Here is a 26,065-nt window from a genome sequence, read left to right as displayed (position 1 = left end):
GTGTTACTCAAACTTTATGCTAAAAGTTAATCCAACAGTTCTTGGGCTTCCCCAAACACCTATTATTCCCGGACCCAATACATAACTATGGGCAATATATTGTTGATCACTTAAGTTTTCAGCCCACAATGTCCATTGATACTTTTCATCTTCTGACCGCCAAGTTAACCGAGCATTTGTTAAGTTAGTTTTCGGCATAACCACTTGCTGATTAAGATAATCGCCAAGTTGCTCATCTGTGTATTGGTAAGTGATATTGAATAATAGGCGGCTTGCATCAGCAAGAGGATAGTCTATATCAGCTGAAATAAAGGCTTTATGTTTTGGCGACTGGCGCAGTGAAGAGCCACTTAAATCTAATTCACCATTAAAAGTTGGGATAATAAAATCATTTACTTTTGTCTCTAAGTATCCGTAATTTCCTGATAACGACACAAAGTCATTTACTACGTATTGTACGTCAATATCTGCCCCAGTGATCTTTGATTTATCAATATTGGTAGAAACAAAACTACCAAAACTGGGATTTAACGTTGAAGGACCAAACCAAGTAACTTGTAAGTTTTTATAATCGGTATAAAAAGCACTGCTATTCACACGTAACCTTTGTTTTAACCAATCTGATTTTATGCCTAATTCGTAACTTATCGCTTTTTCCGGATCAACCGATTGCAACGAAATATTCTCAAGCCCGGGTGAGCCAGGAAAGCCACCTGATTTATAGCCTTTAGAAATACTCGCATAAGTCATCATGTTTTTGTTTGGTGAATATTGAATAGCCAACTTAGGTGAAAAATCTGACCATGTTTTATCTACTTTGGTATTAAAGGTTTCTTGTAAAATGTTTAAGCTGCCTTGGCCTGAACTACAGTATGGGCTATTAATGGCGAGCGTGTTGTCTTGATGACCACAATTGATAGTGAGAAATTCAGCATTTTTTTTGTCGTGGCTGTATCGGCCACCCAATATCAGCTGCCACTGCGGCATAAACTGCCATTGCGTTTGTGCATATATTGCAGCGCTTTGAGTTTTATTTTTTTGACTTGATAATTCATTCCCTAAGGTTTTTTGCCCAGTATCAAGGGAATTAAAATCGAGTTTATATTGTTCGAGTCTGTCGGTTTTCTCCTGTAAATAAAAGAGCCCAAGCGTAAAATCTAACGAAGGATTTATTTGAGTTAACCAACGTGATTCGATGGAATATTGTTTAACGTTTTCATAAATATCATCATTAACATCAGCACCTAATATGCCATTATTGAGATCATAATTACCCGCTAAAGGAGCGCCAACACTGGCCATTTCCCAGTCAGATAAGTTGTCTCGCCATCCGACAATTGTCGTTATTTTGCCATTAGCCAGTTCAATGTCATTTTGAATCGTAATACTTTCGCTTTCTCGTAATGAAAACCCAGAGATAGGAGAGGTTGCAGAATACGGTTTTCCTCCCAAAGCTTGCCAAGTACTAACATAGTCAAAATTGCCATTTACAATGGGGGTTCGCCCCATATCATTTTGATCATCGGTACTTTTCTCATAAGAAAAATACCATTGATAATTTGCTTCATTTATTGATAACTGAGCTCGAAAAATGTCGCTATCTTCATTTTGATTTTCTTCATTCAGTAATATGTTTTCGGTAAAGCCGTCGTGCTCTCGATGACTAAAACTGATCTTACCTTGCATATATTCATTGATGGGGCCTGTAATCGTGCCGTTATATCGTAAGGTATTATAACTACCGACCGTCGTTGAAACATTGGCTGCAAACTCATCTTCGGGCTTTTTAGTAATGATATTAATGGCACCGCCAATGGCATTTCTACCAAAAACTGTACCTTGCGGACCTCTTAACACTTCAATACGTTCTATTTCGTATAGTTCAGTATTTAAATGAGCCATTCGCCCTTGATATAAACCATCAATAAATATCGCTACAGAGCTATCCATTCCTGCGCCATCTTCACTTGAGAGAATTCCTCGAATTGACATATTTCCTTGTCCAGGTGCAAATGAAGTAAATGACATGCCGGGGGTTATGTTCGCGAGGTCGGTAGCATTGTTGATATCTTGCTCGATAAATTGCTCATAATTTATTACCGAGGTTGAAATGGCGACTTTCTGCACGTTTTCTTTTTTAAATTGTGAGGTAACTTCTATTATTTCTAAAAAATTTTCTTGGGCAAAGACAGTGGTACTACATAAACTACAAGCAATAAATGTAGGTAATTTAATTATCATAGGAAGGAAACTTTTAAAAAATTATATTTTATTAATAAAAACATAGCACAACCATAAAGTTTTATGCACTTTTAACCATAATTTATTATTCTTGTCACTTATCTTAGTGTCTTGTTTAAACAACCATTTTGACTAACCAATTGCTTTTATTGAAAGGGAGAAAGCTTATTCTTGATATTTTCTTAATAAAATACAGATTTTTTTCAAATAACCCTTTACAAATATATTGGTAGTCTTTACTATTCGCACCGCTTTTAACGAAGCAACACACAGGTGAGATGGCTGAGTGGTCGAAAGCACCGGTCTTGAAAACCGGCAAGGGTTTGTAGCCCTTCTAGAGTTCAAATCTCTATCTCACCGCCATATTTAGAAAAGCCCGTCACGATAGTGACGGGCTTTTTGCTTTTTAAGTTACAACGATAAAATCAAGATAAGGGTTTGTAGCGCAATACCTTCGAGTAGAGTTCAAATCTCTATTTCACCGCCATATTCTAAAAAACCGCTAATTGAAAAGTTAGCGGTTTTTTTTCGTCTTTAATTTGTTAGATAAATTTTAGGGTTTGTAGCGTAATACCTTCGAGTAGAGTTCAAAGCTCTAGCTCACCGCCATATTTAGAAAAGCCCGTCACGATAGTGACGGGCTTTTTGCTTTTTAAGTTACAACGATAAAATCAAGATAAGGGTTTGTAGCGCAATACCTTCGAGTAGAGTTCAAATCTCTATTTCACCGCCATATTCTAAAAAACCGCTAATTGAAAAGTTAGCGGTTTTTTTTCGTCTTTAATTTGTTAGATAAATTTTAGGGTTTGTAGCGTAATACCTTCGAGTAGAGTTCAAATCTCTATCTCACCGCCATATTTAGAAAAGCCCGTTACGATAGTGACGGGCTTTTTGCTTTTCAGGTTTCAATGATAAATTTAATAAAAGGGTTTGTAGCGCTACATCTTAACTCAAACAGTTAAATATATATTTTTAGCTTTTCTAATTTTCAATAGATAAGTATACTGTAATTATATACAGTTATTTTGTGAGCGTTATGAAAGTTATTCCGATATATATAGAAGCAGGAATTTCAGGTTTTGAATCACCTGCAGCAGAATATAAAGAATTAGGTTTGTCGTTAGATCAATTACTGATACGACACCCCAATGCTACTTTTATTGGCCAAGCATCAGGCGGTTCAATGAAAGGTGTCGGTATTTTTGATGGTGATTTATTGATTGTAGATAGATCTTTAACCGTAAGAAATGGTGACATTATTGTGGCTAATTTTAACGGTTGCTTTGTCTGTAAATTAATTGATAAACAACAAGCTAGGTTGCTTTCTGCGTCCAAGCATCATCAGCCAGTTATGATTACACCAGAAGATGACTTTCAATTAGAAGGCGTTGTTACTCGTTCTATTCGTTTACATCATCAAGTGCCAGAATTTTCAGCATGTATTGCTTAGTTGATGCCACTTCGTTTTATGCTTCTGTTGAAAAGGTTTTTGATCCTAGTATCCGTAATAAGCCTGTGGTGGTATTAACCAATAACGATGGATGTATTTGTGCTGCTTGTCCTATCGCTAAAAAATTAGGCATCCCTAAATTTACGCCTTATTTTCAAATTAAAGACTTATTACACAAACACGGTGTTGTTATTCGTTCTTCGAATTATGAGCTATATGCCGATTTATCAGAGCGCATGATGACAATTATTGCTCGTTATTGTGATAACCAACATGTTTATTCGATTGATGAAGCCTTTTTATATTTTGATCGTTTTCATCAGGTTATTGATAATTGGTATGACTACGGTCACCAAATTAGAAAAGCCATCTGGAAAGAGATACGTTTACCTGTGGGCGTTGGTTTTGGCATTACCGCAACGTTAGCCAAAGCAGCAAATCATGCCTCAAAAAAGCTGGATGGTTTTGATGGTGTTGCTGTAATTGATGATATTAATAGCGCAGCACCAATTTTACAGCGAATGCAAACATCGGAAGTGTGGGGCGTGGGAAGCCGCATTAGTAAAAGGCTTGCCGCACAACATATTTATAGTGCTTTTGATTTAGCCCAACAAAATCCTAAAGATATTCGTCAACAATTTAGTGTTATGTCTGAGCGGACCGTCAATGAACTAAATGGCATCAGTTGTTTGACTTGGGATGAGGTTAAAGAGCCGAAAAAAGAGATATTTTCAACACGAAGTTTTGGTGAACGCATTAGCGATTATCATGTATTAAAAGCGGCATTGTGTAGTCATGCCAGTATTGTGGCAAAAAAACTACGCCAGCAATCGTCACAGGTTAAGAAGTTAATGGTGTTTGCTTCAACGTCTCCACATGATGATTATTACTATAAGCAAGCCATTGTTTATTCACTGGTTGTTCCGAGCAATAGTGCGAGTTATTTAGCGAATATTGTTTCATTGGTGTTACCACAAATATATCAGGCGGGCGTTAATTTTTATCGGTGTGGAGTGGGGGCTATTGAACTGGCAAGTGATCAATTTAAACAAGGAGATCTTTTTAGCGTTGAAAAAAGTGATCCGGCTTTAATGCAGTGCTTCGATACCATTAATAAACGTTATGGAGCAGGGGCGATCAATATTGCCAGTGCCGGACAAACCGAAAAGTGGAATATGAAACGTCAATTTCTTAGTCCTCAATACACCACAAACTGGCGTGACATCCCGAAAATACGTTGTTAACAAGATTATTCAATCCACAATATTTGATAAGTGATTCAATGGACTTAACAAAAGCCTATTTGCTAATGTATTGAATAACTCGATATAACGCTATACTGTTTGCTTGAGTAAAAATAAAAGGAGTTTATTTTATGGCGAACACTACTTGGTTTTGTAAAGATTTAGGTGATGCCAATATAGCTCAAGTAACACTTGAAACCCTTAAAGATGAGTTAATAAAAATACATCATACCTGTGGTGAGCCAAAAAATATGTGGGCGGGTTATCAATATCTATCACAAGGCTTACATTGCCATATTGAATTATTTATCACTGCAAATTTTCAAGAAATATTGATGTTAGCGAATGCAACACGATGTTTAGCGCCAAGTCCAAAAACAGTCGAATATCTTGCCGGCTATCAAGATTATTGGCCGATTAACGAATATTAATCTTGAGTTATCGAAAAAGTTAAGCTGGTAAAGGATATGCTAAATAAAGGAGGTTTTTGCTCATGAATCACACACTTTCAAATGGTCTGTTCCATAAAATACCGGCGGTTCTTGCTGAATTATTGATTGAAAAAGAAATGATTAATCAATGGGAAAGCTTAACTCCAATTGGCCGTAATGAGTTTATTTGTTGGATTGAAGATGCTAAACAAGAAAAAACCAGAATTAAGCGAGTGTATCGAACCATAGATGATTTAACGAACGGTAAGAAACGTCCTTGTTGCTGGCCAGGTTGTATTCATCGAACAGATAAAGCACCAAGTAAATGGCAACAAGATGTGTTGCTTGACAAAAAAAGACATAAAAACGTAAAAGGACGTATGGAGACATAAAAGATGGTCGGAGTGGCAAGATTCGAACTTGCGACCTCACGTCCCCCAGACGCACGCGCTACCAAGCTGCGCTACACCCCGAATTATTTATTGAGTAAGGTAAACTTGAGGAGGGATAATCAGTTTACCGCATGTATGATAATGAATTCGCCCGTTAATGCAAAGAAAAAACTATAGCGATTAAGCTGTTAGCTTATTTATTCGTCACTTTTTGTTGTTGAGCGAAACTTTTAATAAAATGAACGCCATCAATCATTAAAGGAAAATCAGCACTGACTGTGATCGGAGATTCTAATTCTCGAGAATAACTTTGAAAGTTACCATTTTGGTCGATAAAAACAGACTTATCTTTATTAAAAACTATCATGCCGTTATCCATAGTATTGGCGATCACACGGTCATTATTCACTTTAACCATATCTTTACCTGAACTGTATGAACTAGATGAAATATCACATGCTAACCAATGCTGCATTAACGTCGGTTGTATATCCATATGACTGGTTAAATGATGAATTTCTTGTTCTCTTTCATCAGGTAAAATAAACAAAGCGGGCTTAATGGTTAAACTAGTTTCCTCAGTTTTATTGCCAACAGAGCTAATCCAAACAATGTCTTTTTCTGTTTTATTTTTTTGAGAAAGTAATAGGGCATCGATAAACAATTCATATTGATAATGATCTGAAGCCGTAAAATAAAAAACATGTAAGCCATGGGTCAAATTATTGAGGCGTTGGCTTAACACTAAGCTCGAAATATCTTTTAAATGACTAACCTCATCAAAAAGCGGTTTGTAGTTCAACAAAGAACCAGGTAAATCAGACGAAACATCTTTCAACTCATCGATAACGGTTAAAGAAGTCGTTAAATTATTGGCTGATAAAGCAGAAAAAAGTAACGGTTTTTTATCTTGCTCAATAACGCCTTGTTTATAGATAGAAGGCAAGCTATATAAGAGATTGAACCAAGCATCTTTTGGTAACGCGTTGTCAATATGGTTGGTTAATTTTAGCTTTTTACTTGTTGCACGTCGCGCAAACTGACTAATTTGCTGATTATCTAATAACCGATCGGTTAACACTAAAATAGCTGATTGATTTACCTGTTTAATCGAGGCACATTGTTGGTTTAATTCAGGATAAGTAGGTAAAACATCAGTAAAAGATAAAGGGCTCGTTTTACGGGCGATGTAATCCTCTTTATCAAACATGCCATATTTAGTTAGTAGCGTTTTCGCTGTCGACGGATAAGATAAAGGCAAAATGGTATCTTGTCTTAAAATATCATAATTGAGGTTAGCGTCAGCCCAAATATGTAATAAATGACTGATAAAAAACGCGGTTACTAATCCCATGACAATAAAACGAGCAAACACCGTTTTTTGTAATTGTCTTAAATGTTTCCAAGCGTAATTGCTCACCACCAATTGAAAAACAAGAATTGAGATAAACAATAAAACACTAACAAACCAAAAAACACGACTGTTATCAGCTATTTGGGTTTGTATTAACGCGATAATTTGATCGCTAGACGAGGCGTTTAAATGATAACCTAAACGTGAATATATAAAAGCATCAAGTAAAAGCAGTAATAGCCCTAAGGTAAATATTACCGAGGCGGAGCCCCTGATAAAACGTGTTTTAGGATAAATTAACGTTAGGGGAAATATAAGTAAAACAAAGCCAATAAAAGTTAAAAAGCTCATATGACTTAACCAAGTCATCACTAAATAAACTTTGCCTAATAAAGTTTCAGGACTCGCTTCGTTAAATAAATAGAAAGACGATAATAAAATTGAGGCAATAATATTAAAAAACGTAAACCAATGGCTCCAACTTACTAAAGGTAATAGCCGTTTACTATATGTTGTAGAACCAAATGAAACCATGGATACGTATGTGCTCTTTTTATATTGTTATTAATTCAATAGCAGGGTACTGAATTATCTATTATATTGGTTTTATTAATTTTTTACTTTATAGACTGTTTTAACGCATTAGTAAAATTTTCTACCATCGCGGCTCTTTGGTTTTCAGGTACTTCATTATGAATAATGTCTGTAATGGTATTTCCTAAACACATTAAGGCAAGATCAGGCGTTACTTTTTCAGCAACAAGAACATTTAATAGCTCTTGGATAATTTTTTCTACACGTTCGTTCGAATACTTAGATACAATAGGCATATAATTTACTAAATAGCATTGGATAATTTGTCGTAAGTTTATCAAATGCGTTAACAATATAATACTGACCTTTAATTATGAGCTTAATTATTTCTAATATTGCACTACATTATTTATCGAAAAAAGAAGAAACAGGCGAAGTTTTGCTTCGTTTAGGGCCTGAATCGGTTGAAGTTACCCATAAAATAGAAAACTTTGTTGATGCCTTACACGGTATTTACAACAGCAAAGGCAGTAAAGCCTATGGCCATTTTGCTACCATTCCAGCTGAAGGTGACAAAGCACGCTTTGTTGATATCATGGAAAGTTACCTGTCAGAAGCGCAAGGGTTTCATGACTTTAGTTGCCAAGCCGGTAATTTATTAAAAAATGAACTAGAAAAATATGAGCTGGCTGAAACTGGCTATTTAGTGGTTTGTCATTATGAATATATGGGAGGTCGTTATTTACTTGCCGCTATTATTCCAATTTCAGAGCATTACTCGGTAGATGGTGAATTAAATATTTCTGCGGATCAACATTTAGACACGTCACGACTGCAATTAGCGGCACGTATTGATTTATTTGATTATCAGCAAAATGCTAACGGCAATAAATATATCTCTTTTATTAAAGGGCGTGCAGGTAGAAAAGTATCGGATTTCTTTTTAGAATTTTTAGGCTGTGAAGAAGGCTTAGACGCAAAAGAGCAAACTCAAACCTTAGTACAAGCGGTGGAAGATTTTGTTGCGGTTAATCAACTAGATGCCCAAGAAAAGCAAAAAACGCGAAAAGAATTACTCAGCTATTGCAAAGAACAAAAAGAATCGGCACAAGATGTATCAATTAAAGAGCTAGGACACGTTATTGGTGAAGAAGGCAGTGAACAAGATTTTTATCAGTTTTGCCAAGACCAGTCTTATCCTATTGAAGAATCTTTTCCGCATGATCAAGCCGTAGTCAATAAAATCACGAAATATTCCGGCTTTGGTGCTGGTATCAGTTTAAGTTTCGAGCGCAGCCATTTCGGACAAGATGTTATCTATAATGCTGCAAATGAAAGTATTACGATTTATAAAGTGCCGCCAAATTTAAAAGAGCAATTATTGAGTTTATTACAAGCACAAGATAAACAAGATCAACAAAATGAAGAATTCTAAATAGTTCACTTTTACTTGAAAGGCTCATTGTGTAGCATTTCACATTGAATTGACCAAAGAAATAAACCAAAAATCAAACAGAATTACAGATAATTGAAAATAGGGTAAAAAATGACAACATTAACGATAACTCGTCCAGACGATTGGCATGTACATTTACGCGATGGTGATGCTTTAAAAACTACCGTTGCAGATATTAGCCGATATTTTGGTCGTGCCATTGTTATGCCAAACCTTGTTCCGCCAGTAACGAATGCAGAATTAGCGCAACGTTATCATCAACGAATTATGGCAGAAAAACCTGCGGCACAATTTCAGCCATTAATGGTGTTATACCTTACTGACAACACCACGGCAGAAGATATAAAACAGGCGAAAGCAAGTGGTATTGTATACGCAGCAAAATTATACCCAGCGGGTGCTACAACCAATTCGTCTTCAGGTGTTACTTCGATCGATAACATTGCTCAAGTATTAGCGGCAATGCAAGAAGTAGATATGCCATTGTTGATCCATGGCGAAGTAACCGATAATCATATCGATATTTTTGACCGTGAAGCGGTTTTTATTGACACAATTTTAAAACCGTTAGTGGCAAGTTACCCTAATTTAAAAGTGGTTTTAGAACATATCACCACAAAAAATGCAGTTGAATTTGTTCAACAGGCTGGTGAAAATGTAGCAGCGACTATTACGGTGCATCATTTACTTTATAACCGAAACCATATGTTAGTTGGCGGAATTCGCCCCCACTATTTTTGTTTGCCGATCCTTAAACGCAACATTCACCAACAGGCATTAATTGCAGCGGCAACTAGTGGCTCAAGTAAGTTTTTCTTAGGTACCGATTCTGCGCCACATCCAAAACATGCTAAAGAGTCGTCGTGTGGTTGTGCCGGTGCTTATACTGCACATGCTGCGATAGAGCTTTATGCTGAAGTATTTGAACAAGAAAATGCGTTAGATAAATTAGAAGGTTTTGCCAGTTTACATGGCCCGGCATTTTATAATCTACCCGTTAATAACGATACAATCACATTAGAAAAAACGAGTTGGCACGTTCCTGAAACACTTAACTTTGGCGATGACGTTGTGGTGCCTATTCGTGCAAACGATACGATTGCTTGGCAAGTGAAAGAGTAAGGACAAAATATGCAACTTTTTGTAAATGACTTAACTGTAATCGATTTTTCTTATTGTTGTCCTCAACGAGGCATTGTGGGTGAAAGCTGGATTGTTGATGTTTTACTCGATGGCTCATTGAATGAAATGAGCATGGTATTAGATTTCGCGGTAGTGAAAAAGCAAATAAAAGCCATTATTGACGAAGCCGTTGATCATAAATTGTTATTGCCGATAAATAACAAAATGATTGAATGTTCTAACTCAACAGAAAATGTAGATCATGAATTTGTTGATGTTTACACAGAGCGCGCTGATTATTTCTTGCAGTCACCCACATGTGCTTTTGCAAAAATAGCTGCCGAAGAAATTAATATAACTTCAGTAAATGAACATTTAACTGACATAATTTTGAAAGAGTTACCAACTAATGTGCAAGGGTTAACATTAACCTTACGTCCTGAAAATATTGCTGGTGATTATTATCATTACACGCATGGCTTAAAGTTGCACGATGGTAATTGTCAACGAATCGCCCATGGTCATCGCTCTAAAATTAACTTTTATATTAATGATGAACGATCAACAGATCTCGAACTTTTTTGGTGCCAACGTTGGGAAGATATATATATTGCATCAGAAGATGATCGCGTAGCTAAAGCTGACATTCAATTATCGGAGCAAGCAAAAAACAAATTGACTGATGCTCATCAGTATTTTTCATATACAGCTCCTCAAGGGCGGTTTGATATTGCGGTGGATGAAAAGGTTTTAGAAGTGGTAGATTGTGATTCAACCGTTGAATTATTAGCGGACTATATTGCCAGACAAATCAATAAACCTAAGCCAACGCAAACAATTAAAGTTATTGCTTATGAAGGAGTAGGGAAAGGAGCTATTGCCAGTGCATAAAAAAAACGTCTTCGCTCACTTATGTTTTATTACGAGTATTATTTTTAATAGTGCGCTTGTAAAAGCCGATAATATGCCATTTGAATTATCAGGAAATATAGCACAAGGAGGCTATGTTTTAGGTAAAACAAACGCTGATAATATAGTCAAACTTGATGACAAAAAACTAACGGTATCTGCTTCTGGCGATTTTGTTTTTGGTTTTAGCCGTGATGATAAACAAACTCATACCTTAACAATTACCGATGTAACAGGGAAAACATTTACTAGAATGCTTACCCCTAAACCACGTCAATATAATATACAACGCGTTGAAGGTATTGCTAAAAAGATTATGAAGCCAAACCCTGTGGCAATTGCTAGGGCAAAGAAAGACAGTAGCCAAGTGAAAGCGGCTCGCGCTAAGTTCAGTGAAAACGACGCATTTGCAAAAGGGTTTATTGCACCGATAAAAGGGACTATTACGGGGGTTTACGGTAGTCAGCGTTATTATAATGGTGTGCCGAAAAGCCCACATTATGGTTTAGATTATGCGGGTAAAACTGGCGATCCGGTAAAAGCTCCGGCTGATGGTACTGTTGTACTATATGTTGCAGATATGTTTTACTCTGGTGGCACTATGATCATTGATCACGGCCATGGCATCACATCAAGCTTTCTTCATTTAAGTGATGCATATGTTAATGTGGGTGATACCGTTACCCAAGGTGATATTGTTGCAGCTGTAGGCGCTAGTGGCAGAGCGACAGGACCACACTTAGATTGGCGCATTAATTGGTATCAAATGCGTTTAGATCCAAAACTGGTTTTAGCTGCAAAACCACTAAAATAAAAACCGATAAGCGAGGTATTCATTGATGAAAAGACTGTTAAATAAACTATCCGTTATTGGTCTATTCTTGATTTCTTTTCACAGTGTATCTCAACAAGCTCCATTATCCGTAGGCTGGGAGTTATGGTACCCGTATCAATATCATAACTCTCAACAACAACTAACAGGGCTCGATTTAGATATTTTTAATGCCATCATTAAACAAGCAAATTTATCGGTTACCTATACCGAATTACCATGGAAACGCCATTTAAATTACATTAAAACCGGAGACATGGATCTAGCGATGGGGGCTTCTTATAGCAAAGACAGAGCGCAATACGCGGATTATTCCATTCCTTATCGACAAGAAACCGTAAAGTTATATGTTAAAAAAGGTCAGGTAAATAGCATTATTTTGAATAAACTGGCGGATTTAATATCAAGTCCTTACATGATAGGTGTTGAAGGGGGATATTACTACGGAAAAGCGTATCAAGAGCTGATCAAACAATCTAAATTTCGCGCGCAAATTAACGAAGTAATAGACATAGAACAAAATGTACAATTACTGCTTAAAGGTCATATCGATGGCTTTTTAGTTGATCCGGTAACCATGAATGCTTTTGTCAATAAATACAAAATGCAAGGTGAATTCGAACAGCACCCGATCACCATTTACAGCGATGATATTTATATTATGATCAGTAAAAAACTAGCAGATAAAACCGTGTTAACTAAGATAAACAATGCCATTAAAACCTTAAGACAAAACGGAACACTCACTGAGATCATCAACGACTGGACTAAGCTGCAACATCAAGGGTAAACGCTCAATTACCTCCCAATACACGTTGCTCTTATTTGTATCACTATACCGATAGTTCACCAGTATAGTGAGAATTATTTTATAGACATTTTAATAACGCTTTATAAAAAATGTAAAAGTACGAACATTATCTTTACTGCATTACAGATAGCTAAATTTTTTGAAAACCTTGCCCAGCTGAAGATAAAGCGTTCGGGTTAATAAGTTGAAAAACATTAGCATCTAAATACTGATATATAGATGCCGATAAATTAGTTTTCTCATGTTGTATTTTCCACAATATTATTGCGCCAGCAGTGATTGGATCGTGTTGCACTTGATTATCTTTACAGGAAGTTCCGGCTGAGGGTTGTCCATCGGCATCGGCATGCGCGCTCTTTTCTTGCTTCTGATAAGAATTAAATTGCTCTATTGGTAAACATTGGTATTTTGCAATATCAACTTTTGAGGTGTTATTACAACAATCTCCCCGTATAGCGTGTCCTTGAGTATAAGAGTCTTGAATCAAATGTAGCAAAGCGCCTATCGCATTGTTTTTTATATTCCTTTCATTTAAATTAACATTACAAGTTACGATTTTAAATTTACAATGAAAAGCCAATGGTGTTGCTATTGTCCAAGGGGACCCACTATCCAATTTACAGGGAAACCCATCTTTACCTTCGGGGATCATATAGTTAGCAATTGGGTTTTGATTTTCTTTTTCACTAGACCAATATTCACAATAGTTTGACTTTATAAAGTTATTTTTATTTTCAATAATTAATGTTAAGTATTCAATCCATGACATAATTTTTGCTTTGGTTTCTTTTGCCTCAATATCATTTTTACTACTCATTGCATGTAAAAACTGAAACGGTCCATAATGTGAACTGCAGCGTAGACCTTGTACTAGGCCATTCACTTTATCGTTACAACCAACAATTCCCATATTCCATGACCAACGAATAAGTCCTATAGGATTTTTAAAGGATAACTCTTTAACAGGATCGTCAGGGAATCGCACGGCTTTAATCATTTCTTCTTGTGACAAAGTACCAATATGAATACTCGTTAAATCGATACCTTGATGCCAAGACGTAGGGCGGTTAGTACATGAAGTGGGTTGTTCACCTGAAGCCTGTGCACAATACATGGAATCAAGGCTCATCTGTTCATGGTACTCCCCTTTGAGCCAAATCGACCTAGCTTGAGTGGGTGTTGCAAAAATAACAAAAAGTAAACCCGAATAAATAACGCATTTTAATAACATTGAATTTCCTTATAAATTTATAGCTAAACTAAATTGAGTGACTACTAAGCCCAATGCTCATAGAACAAAACTTAATAGATTGAAGTTAAAGCTTTAAGAATTTGTTAGCGTTGTCATACATCATTGCTTTAAATTGAGCTTTGCTAATAATTCCTTCAGCCACTGCTTTTCTAAAGTTACTAACTGAATTACAAAGGTATGCATTTGAGCCTTTATCTTTTGAAATCATGTACCAATCAGAGCCATAAGTGATTTTATTAAATAGCGCTTGTCCGTAACGTTTAAATGTTACTAAATCAGACTTTAATGTTTGATAGTTTGCATACTCGTGATAACCAAAATCTGCATACACATGCTCATAATTTAGCATTAAGTCTAAAAAGCCTTTACGCCAATGCGACCCAATATTGCCACCTGTGTCGCCCATATGACCAAAATTAATCCGCATATCTTGGCGTTGATCTAATATTTCTTTCCAATATTTCGATGATGCGAGCTTTTCAGAGCCTGGCTGACCACCTTTTGAGTGAGTAGTATGTGATGTAACATAGCCCTTATAATCCTCTACGATATCGAATATTTTATTGATTCCTGAAAAAATACTATCTTTAGTTACCCCTTTACCACCACATTGATAAGTTTTAACTCCGCTCCTGAAATCTCCGGTAACTGAATAACCTATCGAAGGATAAAGTTTAACGCCTTTATATATACCTCTAGAAAGAGCGCCTTCGATGAGATCACAATAATCATCATCATGAGCTGCTTTCCAAGGATTTACGCCAAGTACTGGGATAGCATAACCATTGGTATGTTCGTATAACTTTTCATTGACCTTTATTTGATCAGCAATTGATGAGCTAGGTGTTCTACAATTTTTACCTAAGAAAAAATCAAAATCGCACCCTATATTCATTACATGCCTAACGCCTGTGCCTTCGTACAATGGACTTTTAGTATATCGATCATAGTATGCTTGGATATTAGTACTGCGCCGAACCAATACACGGCCAACAAAAGCAAAAATTCTAGAGAAAAAACCAGGATCAGAAGGGCAAGTTGCAAACGTTCGAAAGCCCTTAGTGAGTCCTTTTTGTTGTTCATACACACTATTAAAATTTACCGCGTTAAGTATTGTGTCTTTATCAAACTCAATCCTAGTGTTAGCGTCATAAAGTTGTTTTTGTTGAGCTTGGAAACCACCAGATAATTCATTTGCTGATGCATTAAGTAGGTCGTCGAAACTCATGGATGGTTGGGTTTTATCGAATGAAAGTGATTTATTACGGTTTTCTTGTTGCACCACATCATAAAATTGACTTGAAACTTCTCCATATTCAATATCAGGTGCACAAGCACTTGAAGATGACAGCCAAATTAGCTCGGCATTGGCATGAATAAATTTTCTTTTACTTTCTAGTACACCAAAAATACCGTTTGCAATACGTGTTAATAATGCTCTGGTAAACTTGAACTTATTACCTAAAAAGTCATTAAGCACAGGGCCCATAACATACTCAACGGCAAGAAGATCCGTCGCATTAAAAAAGTGCGCGTGCATATCAATAACAGGGGTTAGTTTTAAAAAGTCTTGATCGGGTTTATCTAAATGATCAAATTTATAGTGTTTACAATACGAATCTCTACCAGTGAAAATAGAGCAAGAGGGTAACAAAGATGAGCCTAGTACTATAGATAGAGCCTTCAGCATCTGCCGGCGATTAAAGTCGTCCATGATATTGACCATTATTAGTAATTATAATTGTATAAAAATTAACCATAAGTCATATTTGGTAATTGTCAAATTACCGTTAATATAATACGCGAAATAACCGTAAAACTGAGGGAGTAGTGTAAAAGGGCCTTCACATGCAAACAAACTAACTAATGCGAATAATTATCAGACAAATAACCGATTTTGATATTTTATCTATTGAGGTGTGATTCATTATGAGACATACTAACTTTGACTATTTGAATAATAAAAAGAAATTTCTACGATATGGACAATCAATTGGAAAAGTTAAGCTACGCTCAACAGCAGCGTCTCGCCTATATTGACTTTAAGTTGTATTTTACCGGAAGCGTTACACGCTCCGAAATCGTCCAGCATTTCAAGCTTGGTGTTTCTGCCGCGACTCGCGATATCAACCTCTATAAAGAACATGCGACAAAGAACATGGCGTATGACAATACCCAAAAGAAATACTTTCTAACCAACAGCTTCAAACCATTATTTACACATGATGCTAAGCGCACGCTAGTTAAGCTTGCACATCAAATCTCTGATGGCTTTGATGCCATTGGCGATGTTGAATTCCCCGTAGAGCAACCAAGCCAGCTTAACGTACCTGATATAAACGTTATCGCCAAACTCACCCAAGCGATGATTAATGGCAAAGCGGTAAGTGTTATCTATACCTCACTTTCAAGTGGCTCTGGTGCTCGTGAATTAGTACCACATACCATTGTTGATAATGGTCTACGCTGGCATGTTCGTGCTTATGACAGAAAGAGTAATGCCTTTAGAGATTTTGTTTTAACACGCCTTGCCAAAGTAACGGTGATTAATAACGAGCCTGAAGTAAACGAAATTAAAGTTCAAGATGAGCAGTGGAATACTATCATGCCACTAGAAATCGTTCCGCACCCTAAGAACGTTGAATATCCAACCGCCATTAAAATGGATTACGGAATGGAAAATGGCGTGCTCAAATTAGATGTTAGAGCAGCAATGGCAGGTTATTTACTAAGGCGTTGGAATGTGGATTGTTCTGAAAGTGGCTCACTTTCAGGCCCTGAATATCAGCTATATTTACAGAATAATAAAACTTTAGATGGCGCAGAAAATCTTGCTTTAGCGCCTGGCAATAATTTTTAAAATAGAAGGTAAAAAAATGGAATTTTTAGCATCGTTATTCATAAAAACAGAAACTGTTGTAATTGTCTTAATTGGAATTGTCTTATTCGCTTTTATTCAATATAGAAAATTCTCAAATAGAATTAACCCGATTATTAGTGAATTTAGAGATATAAATAAGGCTTTAACCAAATCCGGACACTCGAAGTCAGAATTTAGTGCGTTTTATGATTCAACATTTAATGAATCAATGACTAAAACAAAATATTTAAGTGATAGTTGGAGAGAATTTAACGAAACTCTTTTAATACCTTATGTTGATTTTGAACCTGATAATGAAGATGAAAAGATCCTTAATACACACCACACCTCAACGTACTTTAATCAGCGATATATCCTTTGGGCCAAAGTTAATATGCGTTGGTTCAATGCATTACCGAATATCCTTACAGGCATTGGTATTGTCGGAACCTTTATCGGGTTAGTAGCCGGAATTTATATCGCTTCTCCAGGCCTTAGTGCAGATAATATTGATGAGGCTAAAAAAGCATTAAATGTCTTGCTATCTGGTGCTTCACTCGCATTCCTCACCTCAATAGCAGGCTTATCATCTTCAATGCTTTTTTCAAAAGCAGAGAAAAATAAAATTCATGAATTTGATATATTATGTCAGGATTTTGTTGCTGAAATAGATGAACGTGTAGAGTATTTTTCTGCTGAGCGCCTCTCAAATAAGGTACTTCAAGAATCCAAGAAACAATCGTTTGCTCTTGAAACCTTTGCTAATGACTTAGCAGTAACAATGGGACAAGTAATGCAAGAGCAAGTTGCGGAGCCCCTAGTTGAAGCCATTAATGAACTGACTGAAAATCAAAAATCTGCTAACGATGAAACCATTGAAAAGGTAATGGAAGAATTTGCAGCTTCTATCTCAGGAGCTGCTGGTGTAGAAATGCAATCACTTGCTGAGACGATAAAGACTATTAGTGCGAAACTAGAAGAACAACTAATTGCTTTATCTGATGGTCACAAAGCAATGAATGAAACTGCAACCTTTATTATGAATGAAATGACTAATGTTGCAGAAAACGCTTCAACTAAAATAAATGATCTATCTGGTGAATTAAGTAATGCCGTAACAGCTCAAAAAGGGCTGAACGAAAGCAATGGTGAGCTGCACGAAAGAATTAAAGAGACAGTATTTACAGCAGGTAATTTAATTGAGAAAAGCAATGACGTTTTAGAAAATGCCAACACGACCGTTGATAAGCAAAGTGAATTGATATCACAAACTAACAATATCGCTGAGCAATTCTCGAATACAGCTAAGAATATTGAGCAAACTCACGTGTTAATCTCTGAGACTCAAGAGCAAATAAAACAAAACTGGAAAGACTACCAAGATAGATTTACTACAGTAGATGAGTCTTTAGGGAACATGTTTAACAACCTCAATGATGGTATGACCCAATACGCTCGTTCAACAAATGAATACCTTATTGAATTAGATAAGCATGCAGCAAAAGTAGTTAAAGAGCTCGCGTTTGCTTCTAAAGAAATTAGTGACTCAATAGAATCATTAGGTGATGGTTTAGAGCAGCATAGTAGTGACTTTATTAAACAAATATCATCAGCGACAAGCAGTGGCAAAAAAGCCACAGTTCAATAAGGGAATAACTGATGAGCCAACATGACCTCTTAGAAGACGAAGGTGCCGGATACCTCATTTCTGTAAGTGATATGATGTCTGGTTTGCTATTTATATTCATCATAACCTTGGTCGCTTTTATTATTAACTTTCAAGATGCGATTCAAAAGCAAAAAGAAGCTACCAGAAAAAAGACTGAGCTAGTTAAAAAATTCACTAACTTGGATGAAACAAGAAGCGAATTGCTTTTATTGTTAAAACAAAAATTAGCAGCTGAAAATATCATTGTTGAAGTGGATGCTGAACATGGCGTTTTAAGGTTAACTGAAAATGCCGTCCAGTTTGAAACAGCCAGTGCCTCTTTAGATGAACAAAATGAATTGAATTTAAAAACAATAGGCAAAGTTTTAGATGCAGTGATTCCTTGTTACGCCGCAAACCCTCCTACACATCATGACTGTGAAGGTTTTGAAGAGTTCAAAGGTAAAATAGACTCAATCTTTGTTGAGGGACATACAGATAATGTTCCGATGAAGTCATACAAATATAAAGACAATTGGGACTTATCAGCAAGTCGTGCAATTACGGCGTATCGTGTACTTATTCCTAATACAGTGTTAAACCAAATTGTAAACGTTAACATGCAGCCCATTTTCTCCGTAAGTGGTTATGGAGAAGGTAGACCTGTAGCTGGTCACAGTTATTCATACCCAAAGTCTGATCCTACTAATAGACGTATCGATTTACGCTTTATCATGACACCACCTTCATTGACTGATGTTCAGAAAAACATTAATGCGGAAGGTGTTAATTAATGTTTGCTAAATCTGCACTTCAATCACTTGATGTAGAAAGTTGGAACAAGCCTCCAGCACTTAGAGAGTCATTACTAGCAAAAGCAAGTAACGACATTACAAAAGTAACTATCGATAGTGATATTCAAGCACCATCCAAAAGTTCACTTCAGCAAATCTATACCCGTTTGAAGTTGGCGTTCGAAACTAAAAATGTTTCATCGTTGTCTCGTTACGATATAAATCATTCACCGTGGGTTTTGTTTGAGCATTTTGATGAGGATAAACCACTTATAAAGCGGTGGCGTTTTATGAACTTTTATAAAAACCTCACAAATGAAGTTGATAATTACCGATTTATCATGGCTTTTTATAACGCTTACTTAGTGTCTTATCCTTATAAAGAAAAGTATATAAATGACATTCAAAACCATATTAAGTCATTATTTAACAACAGCAAAAACAAAAAAGTAGCAAGGCTGTCGGTTGAAATACTTCGTAGGAATACACTCGATACAAATGCCCATTCAGCGTTGATACAGAATGTAATTCGAACTGGGAAAATTGGCTTAGAACTTAAAAGCAGGGGACTATTGGAAGGCCTTAGTAGTAGTAAGTTCACTTTAACTTTCTTAAGTCATTACCTTAGTAACTTTAAAGAAAATGTTACTTCGAGTTCATTCAATCAAAAAATGACCTTGATATCGAATTTGATCGAGTTTTCTGAGCTTGAGGACAAACTGCGTTACCCAGAATTTAGAATAGAAACAGCGGATTCTATTCTTACGTCTTTACATCATATTCAAATTCAGCCAGTTGTTAAGGATGCATTAAAAACATTTTTCCTGACACATTATGGCGACCCAAGAGTAGAGCTATCAGGCTGGCATGGCGTTAGTGATGAAGCTAGAAGAGTTTTCCAAAGCTGGTTAGTTGAAAAAACCATGGAAGACTTCTTTAACTTATTAAGTCATGTAGCTGATACGCAGTCGGATTCAGATAGACACTGGCGTTATCGTAAACGCTTTTGGAATGCCTATTTGAAAAAGGGTTACATCGAAGAAGCGTGGTTTGCACTTGGTCATAGGGCGTATGAACAAGCACCTAACTTTATTAAAGGCAAACACAACTACTCTTCACTATCAGGAGGAGATTCAAGACACAGTGTTTTAATAATGAAAATTGGTGATTTAATTTTAACAGAGTGGAGTCATTCAGGTAGTTATCGTGTTTGGAACTCAACTCAATATGCACCCGCATTTTATGAAAAGCATTATAACCGAGATGATGTGATAGCTAATTGTGACCATACTGGGGCCCACCACGGTAATGAAACTGGTGGTTGGCAAGAAAGGCTATCAACGCATATTCGCGATTTAACTGGACTTAGAGTTTTAGCAAAGGATTATATGAATGACTAATAAAGCTAATTTACATTGGTCTAGAGCTTCAGAGGGATTTGAATTTTATGTCGAGTTTAATGACAAAAAATTGGAGCCAAGTAGCTGGGGCCGTTATCAATTATCCAATGGTGATAGTGTTGTTATTGCTGATGCTTTATTTCGAGAGTGTGACTCTGAGCACCGCCCACAATTTTTAGAAGACAAAGTGATATGTTCAGATAGATTTATCGCCACATTTACAGAAATTGAAACCAAACAACTTAGTCTTCCAACGGTTTGCCAAGCTAAACTAAAGATAAGTGCTGAAGGCCTGATCAGCCGTCCAGGTTTTAAATTAAACTATCGATTACTTCGCCCTGAAGGTAGGCCATTTCTTGGCGCAAAGATAGATGGTGCTGTTCTTAAACTAGGAGCGGAACAACAACTAATTCTTGACCCTATTTACAGCATAATAAAGCAGATTGACTATTTTAACTTAGTTCCTACTAATGATTTGGATGAACGATTTGTAAGGTGGGGTGAGGTTCAAGAATTATTACCTGACGATTCAGTTGTAGAGGGGCAATTAAGTACAATTACGATTTGCAGAGCTGATAGGTTAACACTTGATATAAGAGAACATGGTGCTTTCAATCCTTTATTAATAAAGCCATCGTCAGAGAAGTCATGGGACGTTCAAAGCCAATCAGATGTTGAATACGCAGTACCAAAAGCAAAACAAAAGGAATTTGAGCAACAATTAAAAAAATGGAACAGTGCTAAAAGCAATTATGCGATTGGTAATGGTACATACGTAGTTTTACCAGAACGCGTTAGTAGAGTGCTCAGTGTCGTTAAAGAGTTTCAACAAAAATCTTCTGAAGAACGACTAGCCTTCGTAGCGAACCCGCATCAATACATTAATGAGTCACTCTCGTTAGATGAAACACCGGAAGAATTAGAAGCCATTTTTGTTGAAACACCTGAATTTGTTAGTCAAAGAATTGAGCAAATAGGTGTATGGGAACCAAAACTGTGTGCTTATGTTGTTAAGCGTGATGGAGACTGGGTGCCAGATGACGAAATGCGCTTATTCTTCCCTATAGAAGATATGATGGTTAACTTCACTGTCGAAGAAATGAAGCAGCTCTTAGAGTTAATCAAAACAGCATTAGACGATGAGTTAGAAAACATCACCTTTAAAAGTCAAACAGTGCCAGTGACATTAGAAGTAAAAAACCTTCTGATAAAAATGCTAAAACCTTTTGAAGATAAAGGTGACAAACCTGACTTTGCACTAGCTGTAGAAGCCCCAATTTTAAAAGACAATATTGAAGATGTTGAATTTGAAGTCATTAAGAAAACACCTAGGCCAGTTTTACCACAAATTCCACAGCGCCTGAAAACAACAAGTTTGTACGAGCATCAAAAGTTTGGCCTAGCTTGGTTAGCAAATCATTGGCAGTCAGGCTCTATTGGAGCGTTATTAGCCGATGATATGGGTTTAGGTAAAACCATACAGTCTTTAACGTTCATGGCTGGTGTTAAGCAGTTAATGAACACCAATGATTACCCTAATAAACCGTTTTTAATAGTTGCACCCTCAGGCCTGTTAAAAAACTGGCGTGATGAAGCCGCAATACATTTGCATAATCCAGGCGTTGGAGAGTTATTCGAAGCTTACGGGCCAAGTATCCGAAAATTGAAAGACTTAAATGTTGTAGAAAGAAATGAAAAATTAACAAGTGCTGACTGGGTGTTAACAACTTATGAAACATTAAGGGATAAGATCAAATACTTTCTATCGATAGATTGGGGTATAACGATATTCGATGAAGCGCAAAAAATTAAGAACCCCGTTTCGCGTGTAACTGAAATGGCGAAATCTTTATCTTCTGATTTCACATTAATGTTAACCGGTACACCTGTTGAAAATGAACTAGCTGATCTCTGGTGTATTGTTGACACTGCCCAACCAGGTCTTTTTGGTTCACTCAGCCGCTTTCATAATGAATATGCAAAGCCTGCGGAAGCTGACCCACTTGAAGCACAACGTCTAAAAGAGTTACTCGTCGAAAAGAGTACACCTCCGTTAATGCTTCGCAGAATGAAGGTTGACCATATTGACGGATTGCCTAAAAAAATCATCAAAGAAGTGCCGATGGTGATGCCTGAACTTCAAGCACTAGAATATGAGAATATCGTAAAGGAAGTGCAACTAGAAAAAGGCAATGCTGGTGCAGTTCTTAAATTTATCCAAAAAATTAGAAAAGCGTCATTAGTAGCCGAAGAGTTCGATGGCTCAGGTATTAATGATGGTGTCATAAAGCGTTCAGCAAGATTAACCTCGCTTATAAAAATACTAGATGAGATAAAAAACAAGGGTGAAAAGGCACTTGTTTTTTGCGAAACGATTGACGTTCAAGAATATCTATCAGGTTATTTACAACAACGATACCAACTCGATAAGAGGCCATTCCGGATCAATGGACAAGTTGATGGTAATACGCGTAAAAAATATGTAGACGAATTTCAAAAAGGTGAAATAGGCCAATTTGACGTTATGTTACTGTCACCTAAAGCAGGTGGTGTCGGATTAACGATAACAGCAGCAAATCATGTTATTCATCTTACAAGATGGTGGAACCCAGCCGTAGAAGATCAAAGTACAGACCGTGCATTTCGTATAGGCCAAGAAAAGCCTGTATACGTCTATATTCCGATGGCGATACACCCTAAATACGGTGAACATTCATTCGACGCTAACCTAAACAGATTATTAAATAAAAAACGTAACCTCAGTTTGAACGCCTTACTCCCAGGCACGGTTACAGACTCAGATTTTAACGAATTATATACGCAAACCTTAAATGGTTAATGCAACTAGGAATACAAATGGATCATAGTGCACATAACAAACTTATCTCTTTTATCTGGTCAATTGCTGACGACTGCCTGCGTGACGTATACGTACGTGGTAAATACCGTGACGTAATTTTACCTATGGTGGTGTTACGCCGTTTAGATACCTTACTAGAGCCCACTAAACAAGCGGTACTTGATGAAGTTAAATTTCAGAAAGAAGAAATGGAAGCAACAGAGCTTGATGATGCACCATTAATTGATGCCGCAGGATATGTGTTTTACAACACTTCTAAATGGACATTAACCAGCATTAAAGAAACAGCAACCAATAACCGCCAAATTATTTTGGCGAATATTGAAGAATACCTAAACGGTTTTAGTGCCAATGTTAAAGAAATTATCGAATGCTTTAACCTCAAATCTCAATTTCAGCACATGGCAAGTAAAGACGTATTGCTTGATGTATTAGAGAAATTTGTTTCACCAACTATCAACTTAACGCCTGACGAAGTTGAAGACCCAGAAGGTAATAAACTGCCTGCCTTGAGCAACTTAGGCATGGGTTATGTCTTTGAAGAATTAATCCGTAAATTTAATGAAGATAACAACGAAGAGGCTGGTGAGCACTTTACCCCACGTGAAGTAATTGAGTTAATGACTCACCTAGTATTTGATCCAATCAAATCAGATTTACCACTAACGCTTACTTGTTATGATCCTGCTTGTGGTAGTGGCGGTATGCTTACCGAAACACAAAACTTTATTAATGAAAAGTACCCAGTAGAAAACACTACCCGTGATATTAATTTATACGGTAAAGAGATCAACGACGAAACTTACGCTATTTGTAAATCAGACATGATGATCAAAGGCAATGATCCTAAAAACATCAAAGTAGGTTCAACACTTTCTACTGATGAATTTGCAGGTCAACGCTTTGATTTTTGTTTATCTAACCCGCCATACGGTAAAAGTTGGGCAAGTGAACAAAAGCATATTAAAGAAGGCTCAGACGTTATCGACTCACGCTTTCAGGTTGTACTTAAAGATTACTGGGGAAATTTACCAAAAGAAGGCTTTGTAGACGCCACGCCACGCTCATCAGACGGCCAATTACTGTTTCTAATGGAAATGGTCAGCAAGATGAAGTCGACAGACACCAGTCCGTTAGGCTCTCGTATTGCCTCTGTACATAACGGGTCTAGTTTATTTACTGGTGATGCAGGCTCAGGCGAAAGTAACATTCGCCGCTACATTATCGAAAACGATATGCTAGATGCCATAGTGCAACTACCCAATAACTTGTTCTACAACACAGGTATCACTACCTATATCTGGCTACTGAACAATAACAAACCTGAGCAGCGTAAAGGCAAAGTACAGCTTATTGATGCGAGTTTGTTATTTAGAAAGCTACGAAAAAATTTAGGTAACAAAAACTGTGAGTTTTCACCAGAGCATATTACTGAAATTACCCAAACCTATCTTGATGCCGCAAGTGTTGAACGCCAAGTAACACAAGATAATGATCCAACAGGCATTGCCGCTAAAGTATTTAATAATGATGATTTTGGTTACTACAAAGTAAATATTGAACGCCCAGACAGACGCAGTGCTCAGTTTAAAGACGAACTTATTGCACCACTGCGTTTTGATAAAACTCTTCGCGAGCCAATGGAACACCTTTTTGCGGAATATGGCGATAAGGTTTATCAGGCTGACTTTTTTACAGCTGACAATAAAGCGATGGAAAAGGAAATTATTGGATGGTGTGAAGATAACGACATCAACCTAAACGCTAAAGCGAAAGCCAAGCTACTTTCAACCGATACTTGGCTAAACGGTAGGTTATTGGTTGAGCTTGCAAACAAACTAGCTGAAACCATTACCAAAGAATATAACGATTACAACGTATTTAAAGCTGATGTGGAAGCTCAATTTAAAGAAGTTTCAGCTGATGTATTAGCAGATATTAAAGCAAATAAACGCAAAGCCTTTTACACCACAGTGGTTAATGCCATGAGTTGGTACGACGAAAATGCTGAAAAAATCATTAAAAAGGTCGTTAAATTTAAACAAGATAAGCTCGATGAACTATTACATCATTTAGGTTGTGAACAAACGGATTTAGCTGACTTTGGTTATTATGCCGTTGAAGGTAAAAAATTGGAATTTACCACTTTTGAATCAAACTCTGATTTACGTGATGCTGAATCAGTACCGTTAACTTATCTTGAAGATAAAGCTTATAAGAATAGTGTGCAAGACAATAGCGAAATCCACCAATATTACCTTGATGAAGTGCAACCTCATGTTTCTGAAGCGTGGATAAACCTCGATAGCACCAAAATAGGTTACGAAATCAGCTTTAACAAGTACTTCTACCAGCACAAACCATTACGAGCAATTGATGACGTAGCAACCGACATCATTAACCTTGAGCAAAAAGCAGAGGGATTAATTGCTGACATACTTGGTGTTGATATCGCTAAAGTACATGGAGTGTAGT

20 protein-coding genes and 2 tRNA genes are annotated in these 26,065 nt (G+C 36.7%); 16 read left to right on the top strand and 6 right to left on the bottom strand.

The annotated features are described in order from the left end of the window. Window positions 1-3: 3 nt before the first annotated feature. Window positions 4-2,241 (bottom strand): TonB-dependent receptor, encoded by a 2,238-nt coding sequence (locus ABXH06_RS05430; protein ID WP_353517550.1) that lies wholly within the window; start codon window positions 2,239-2,241, stop codon window positions 4-6. Between the two features lie 272 nt (window positions 2,242-2,513). On the opposite strand from ABXH06_RS05430, the gene ABXH06_RS05425 reads away from it, so the two are divergent. From ABXH06_RS05425 to ABXH06_RS05405, 5 genes are all read left to right on the top strand, one after another. Next, a tRNA-Ser gene (locus tag ABXH06_RS05425) sits at window positions 2,514-2,604 on the top strand. A gap of 673 nt (window positions 2,605-3,277) precedes the next feature. Continuing rightward, a complete protein-coding gene (locus ABXH06_RS05420; RefSeq protein ID WP_353517549.1) occupies window positions 3,278-3,691 on the top strand; it encodes a LexA family protein in 414 nt (137 codons plus the stop codon). Then, window positions 3,679-4,935: a Y-family DNA polymerase gene (locus ABXH06_RS05415; protein WP_353517548.1), complete on the top strand. Its 1,257-nt coding sequence runs from the start codon at window positions 3,679-3,681 to the stop codon at window positions 4,933-4,935. The genes ABXH06_RS05420 and ABXH06_RS05415 overlap by 13 nt, the downstream gene beginning before the upstream one ends. Before the next feature lie 131 nt (window positions 4,936-5,066). After that, entirely contained in the window at window positions 5,067-5,366 is a 300-nt protein-coding gene (locus tag ABXH06_RS05410; protein ID WP_353517547.1) for a hypothetical protein, read from the top strand. 62 nt (window positions 5,367-5,428) lie between these two features. After that, window positions 5,429-5,758, top strand: a complete 330-nt coding sequence (locus ABXH06_RS05405; RefSeq protein ID WP_353517546.1) for a YdeI/OmpD-associated family protein — start codon at window positions 5,429-5,431, stop codon at window positions 5,756-5,758. 4 nt (window positions 5,759-5,762) lie between these two features. On the opposite strand, the gene ABXH06_RS05400 is transcribed toward ABXH06_RS05405, so the two are convergent. The 3 genes from ABXH06_RS05400 to ABXH06_RS05390 form a co-directional block, all read right to left on the bottom strand. Further along, a tRNA-Pro gene (locus ABXH06_RS05400) sits at window positions 5,763-5,839 on the bottom strand. 112 nt (window positions 5,840-5,951) lie between these two features. Beyond that, window positions 5,952-7,646 (bottom strand): DUF3413 domain-containing protein, encoded by a 1,695-nt coding sequence (locus ABXH06_RS05395; RefSeq protein WP_353517545.1) that lies wholly within the window; start codon window positions 7,644-7,646, stop codon window positions 5,952-5,954. An 83-nt stretch (window positions 7,647-7,729) separates the two neighbouring features. Continuing rightward, the gene (locus ABXH06_RS05390; RefSeq protein WP_311575440.1) at window positions 7,730-7,942 is read right to left on the bottom strand and encodes a YejL family protein; all 213 of its coding nucleotides are present in this window, start codon (window positions 7,940-7,942) and stop codon (window positions 7,730-7,732) included. Between the two features lie 77 nt (window positions 7,943-8,019). Between ABXH06_RS05390 and yejK the strand changes: the two genes are divergently transcribed. The 5 genes from yejK to ABXH06_RS05365 all read left to right on the top strand — a co-directional run bounded on the left by yejK (window position 8,020) and on the right by ABXH06_RS05365 (window position 12,755). After that, window positions 8,020-9,081 carry a nucleoid-associated protein YejK gene (gene yejK, locus ABXH06_RS05385; protein ID WP_353517544.1) on the top strand — a complete coding sequence of 354 codons (1,062 nt, stop codon included), beginning with the start codon at window positions 8,020-8,022 and terminating at the stop codon, window positions 9,079-9,081. Window positions 9,082-9,192: 111 nt separating this feature from the next. Next, entirely contained in the window at window positions 9,193-10,224 is a 1,032-nt protein-coding gene (pyrC, locus tag ABXH06_RS05380) for a dihydroorotase (protein ID WP_353517543.1), read from the top strand. Between the two features lie 9 nt (window positions 10,225-10,233). Beyond that, on the top strand, window positions 10,234-11,115 hold the full coding sequence (locus tag ABXH06_RS05375; protein WP_311575429.1) for a 6-carboxytetrahydropterin synthase: 882 nt from the start codon (window positions 10,234-10,236) through the stop codon (window positions 11,113-11,115). Further along, a complete protein-coding gene (locus tag ABXH06_RS05370) occupies window positions 11,108-11,947 on the top strand; it encodes a M23 family metallopeptidase (protein WP_353517542.1) in 840 nt (279 codons plus the stop codon). Before ABXH06_RS05375 ends, ABXH06_RS05370 begins: the two co-directional genes overlap by 8 nt. A 25-nt stretch (window positions 11,948-11,972) precedes the next feature. Then, window positions 11,973-12,755: a substrate-binding periplasmic protein gene (locus ABXH06_RS05365; protein WP_353517541.1), complete on the top strand. Its 783-nt coding sequence runs from the start codon at window positions 11,973-11,975 to the stop codon at window positions 12,753-12,755. 151 nt (window positions 12,756-12,906) lie between these two features. Here ABXH06_RS05365 and ABXH06_RS05360 read toward each other — a convergent pair whose 3' ends face one another. After that, window positions 12,907-14,007, bottom strand: a complete 1,101-nt coding sequence (locus ABXH06_RS05360) for a hypothetical protein (protein ID WP_353517540.1) — start codon at window positions 14,005-14,007, stop codon at window positions 12,907-12,909. Window positions 14,008-14,092: 85 nt separating this feature from the next. Continuing rightward, on the bottom strand, window positions 14,093-15,742 hold the full coding sequence (locus ABXH06_RS05355; protein ID WP_353517539.1) for an amidohydrolase family protein: 1,650 nt from the start codon (window positions 15,740-15,742) through the stop codon (window positions 14,093-14,095). Between the two features lie 267 nt (window positions 15,743-16,009). Between ABXH06_RS05355 and ABXH06_RS05350 the strand changes: the two genes are divergently transcribed. From ABXH06_RS05350 to ABXH06_RS05325, 6 genes are read left to right on the top strand one after another with little or no spacing between them, the layout of a single operon-like run. Further along, window positions 16,010-16,888, top strand: coding sequence for a BrxR family transcriptional regulator (locus ABXH06_RS05350; protein ID WP_353517538.1), 879 nt, complete (start codon window positions 16,010-16,012; stop codon window positions 16,886-16,888). 16 nt (window positions 16,889-16,904) lie between these two features. After that, window positions 16,905-18,536, top strand: a complete 1,632-nt coding sequence (locus tag ABXH06_RS05345) for an anti-phage protein ZorA-like protein (protein ID WP_353517537.1) — start codon at window positions 16,905-16,907, stop codon at window positions 18,534-18,536. Between the two features lie 11 nt (window positions 18,537-18,547). Then, the gene (locus ABXH06_RS05340) at window positions 18,548-19,330 is read left to right on the top strand and encodes an OmpA/MotB family protein (protein ID WP_353517536.1); all 783 of its coding nucleotides are present in this window, start codon (window positions 18,548-18,550) and stop codon (window positions 19,328-19,330) included. Beyond that, on the top strand, window positions 19,330-20,730 hold the full coding sequence (locus ABXH06_RS05335; RefSeq protein ID WP_353517535.1) for an EH signature domain-containing protein: 1,401 nt from the start codon (window positions 19,330-19,332) through the stop codon (window positions 20,728-20,730). The genes ABXH06_RS05340 and ABXH06_RS05335 overlap by 1 nt, the downstream gene beginning before the upstream one ends. Beyond that, complete coding sequence (locus ABXH06_RS05330) at window positions 20,723-23,569, top strand: DEAD/DEAH box helicase (RefSeq protein WP_353517534.1); 2,847 nt, start codon at window positions 20,723-20,725, stop codon at window positions 23,567-23,569. The genes ABXH06_RS05335 and ABXH06_RS05330 overlap by 8 nt, the downstream gene beginning before the upstream one ends. A gap of 17 nt (window positions 23,570-23,586) precedes the next feature. Beyond that, a complete protein-coding gene (locus ABXH06_RS05325) occupies window positions 23,587-26,064 on the top strand; it encodes a type I restriction-modification system subunit M (protein ID WP_353517533.1) in 2,478 nt (825 codons plus the stop codon). The last annotated feature ends 1 nt before the right edge of the window (window position 26,065 follow it).

The sequence above is a fragment of the Thalassotalea sp. SU-HH00458 genome, from assembly GCF_040362795.1.
Lineage (GTDB): Bacteria > Pseudomonadota > Gammaproteobacteria > Enterobacterales > Alteromonadaceae > Thalassotalea_H > Thalassotalea_H castellviae.
The sequence above is the reverse complement of the archived record's forward strand: the minus strand, read 5'-3'. Positions and strand labels throughout refer to the sequence as shown.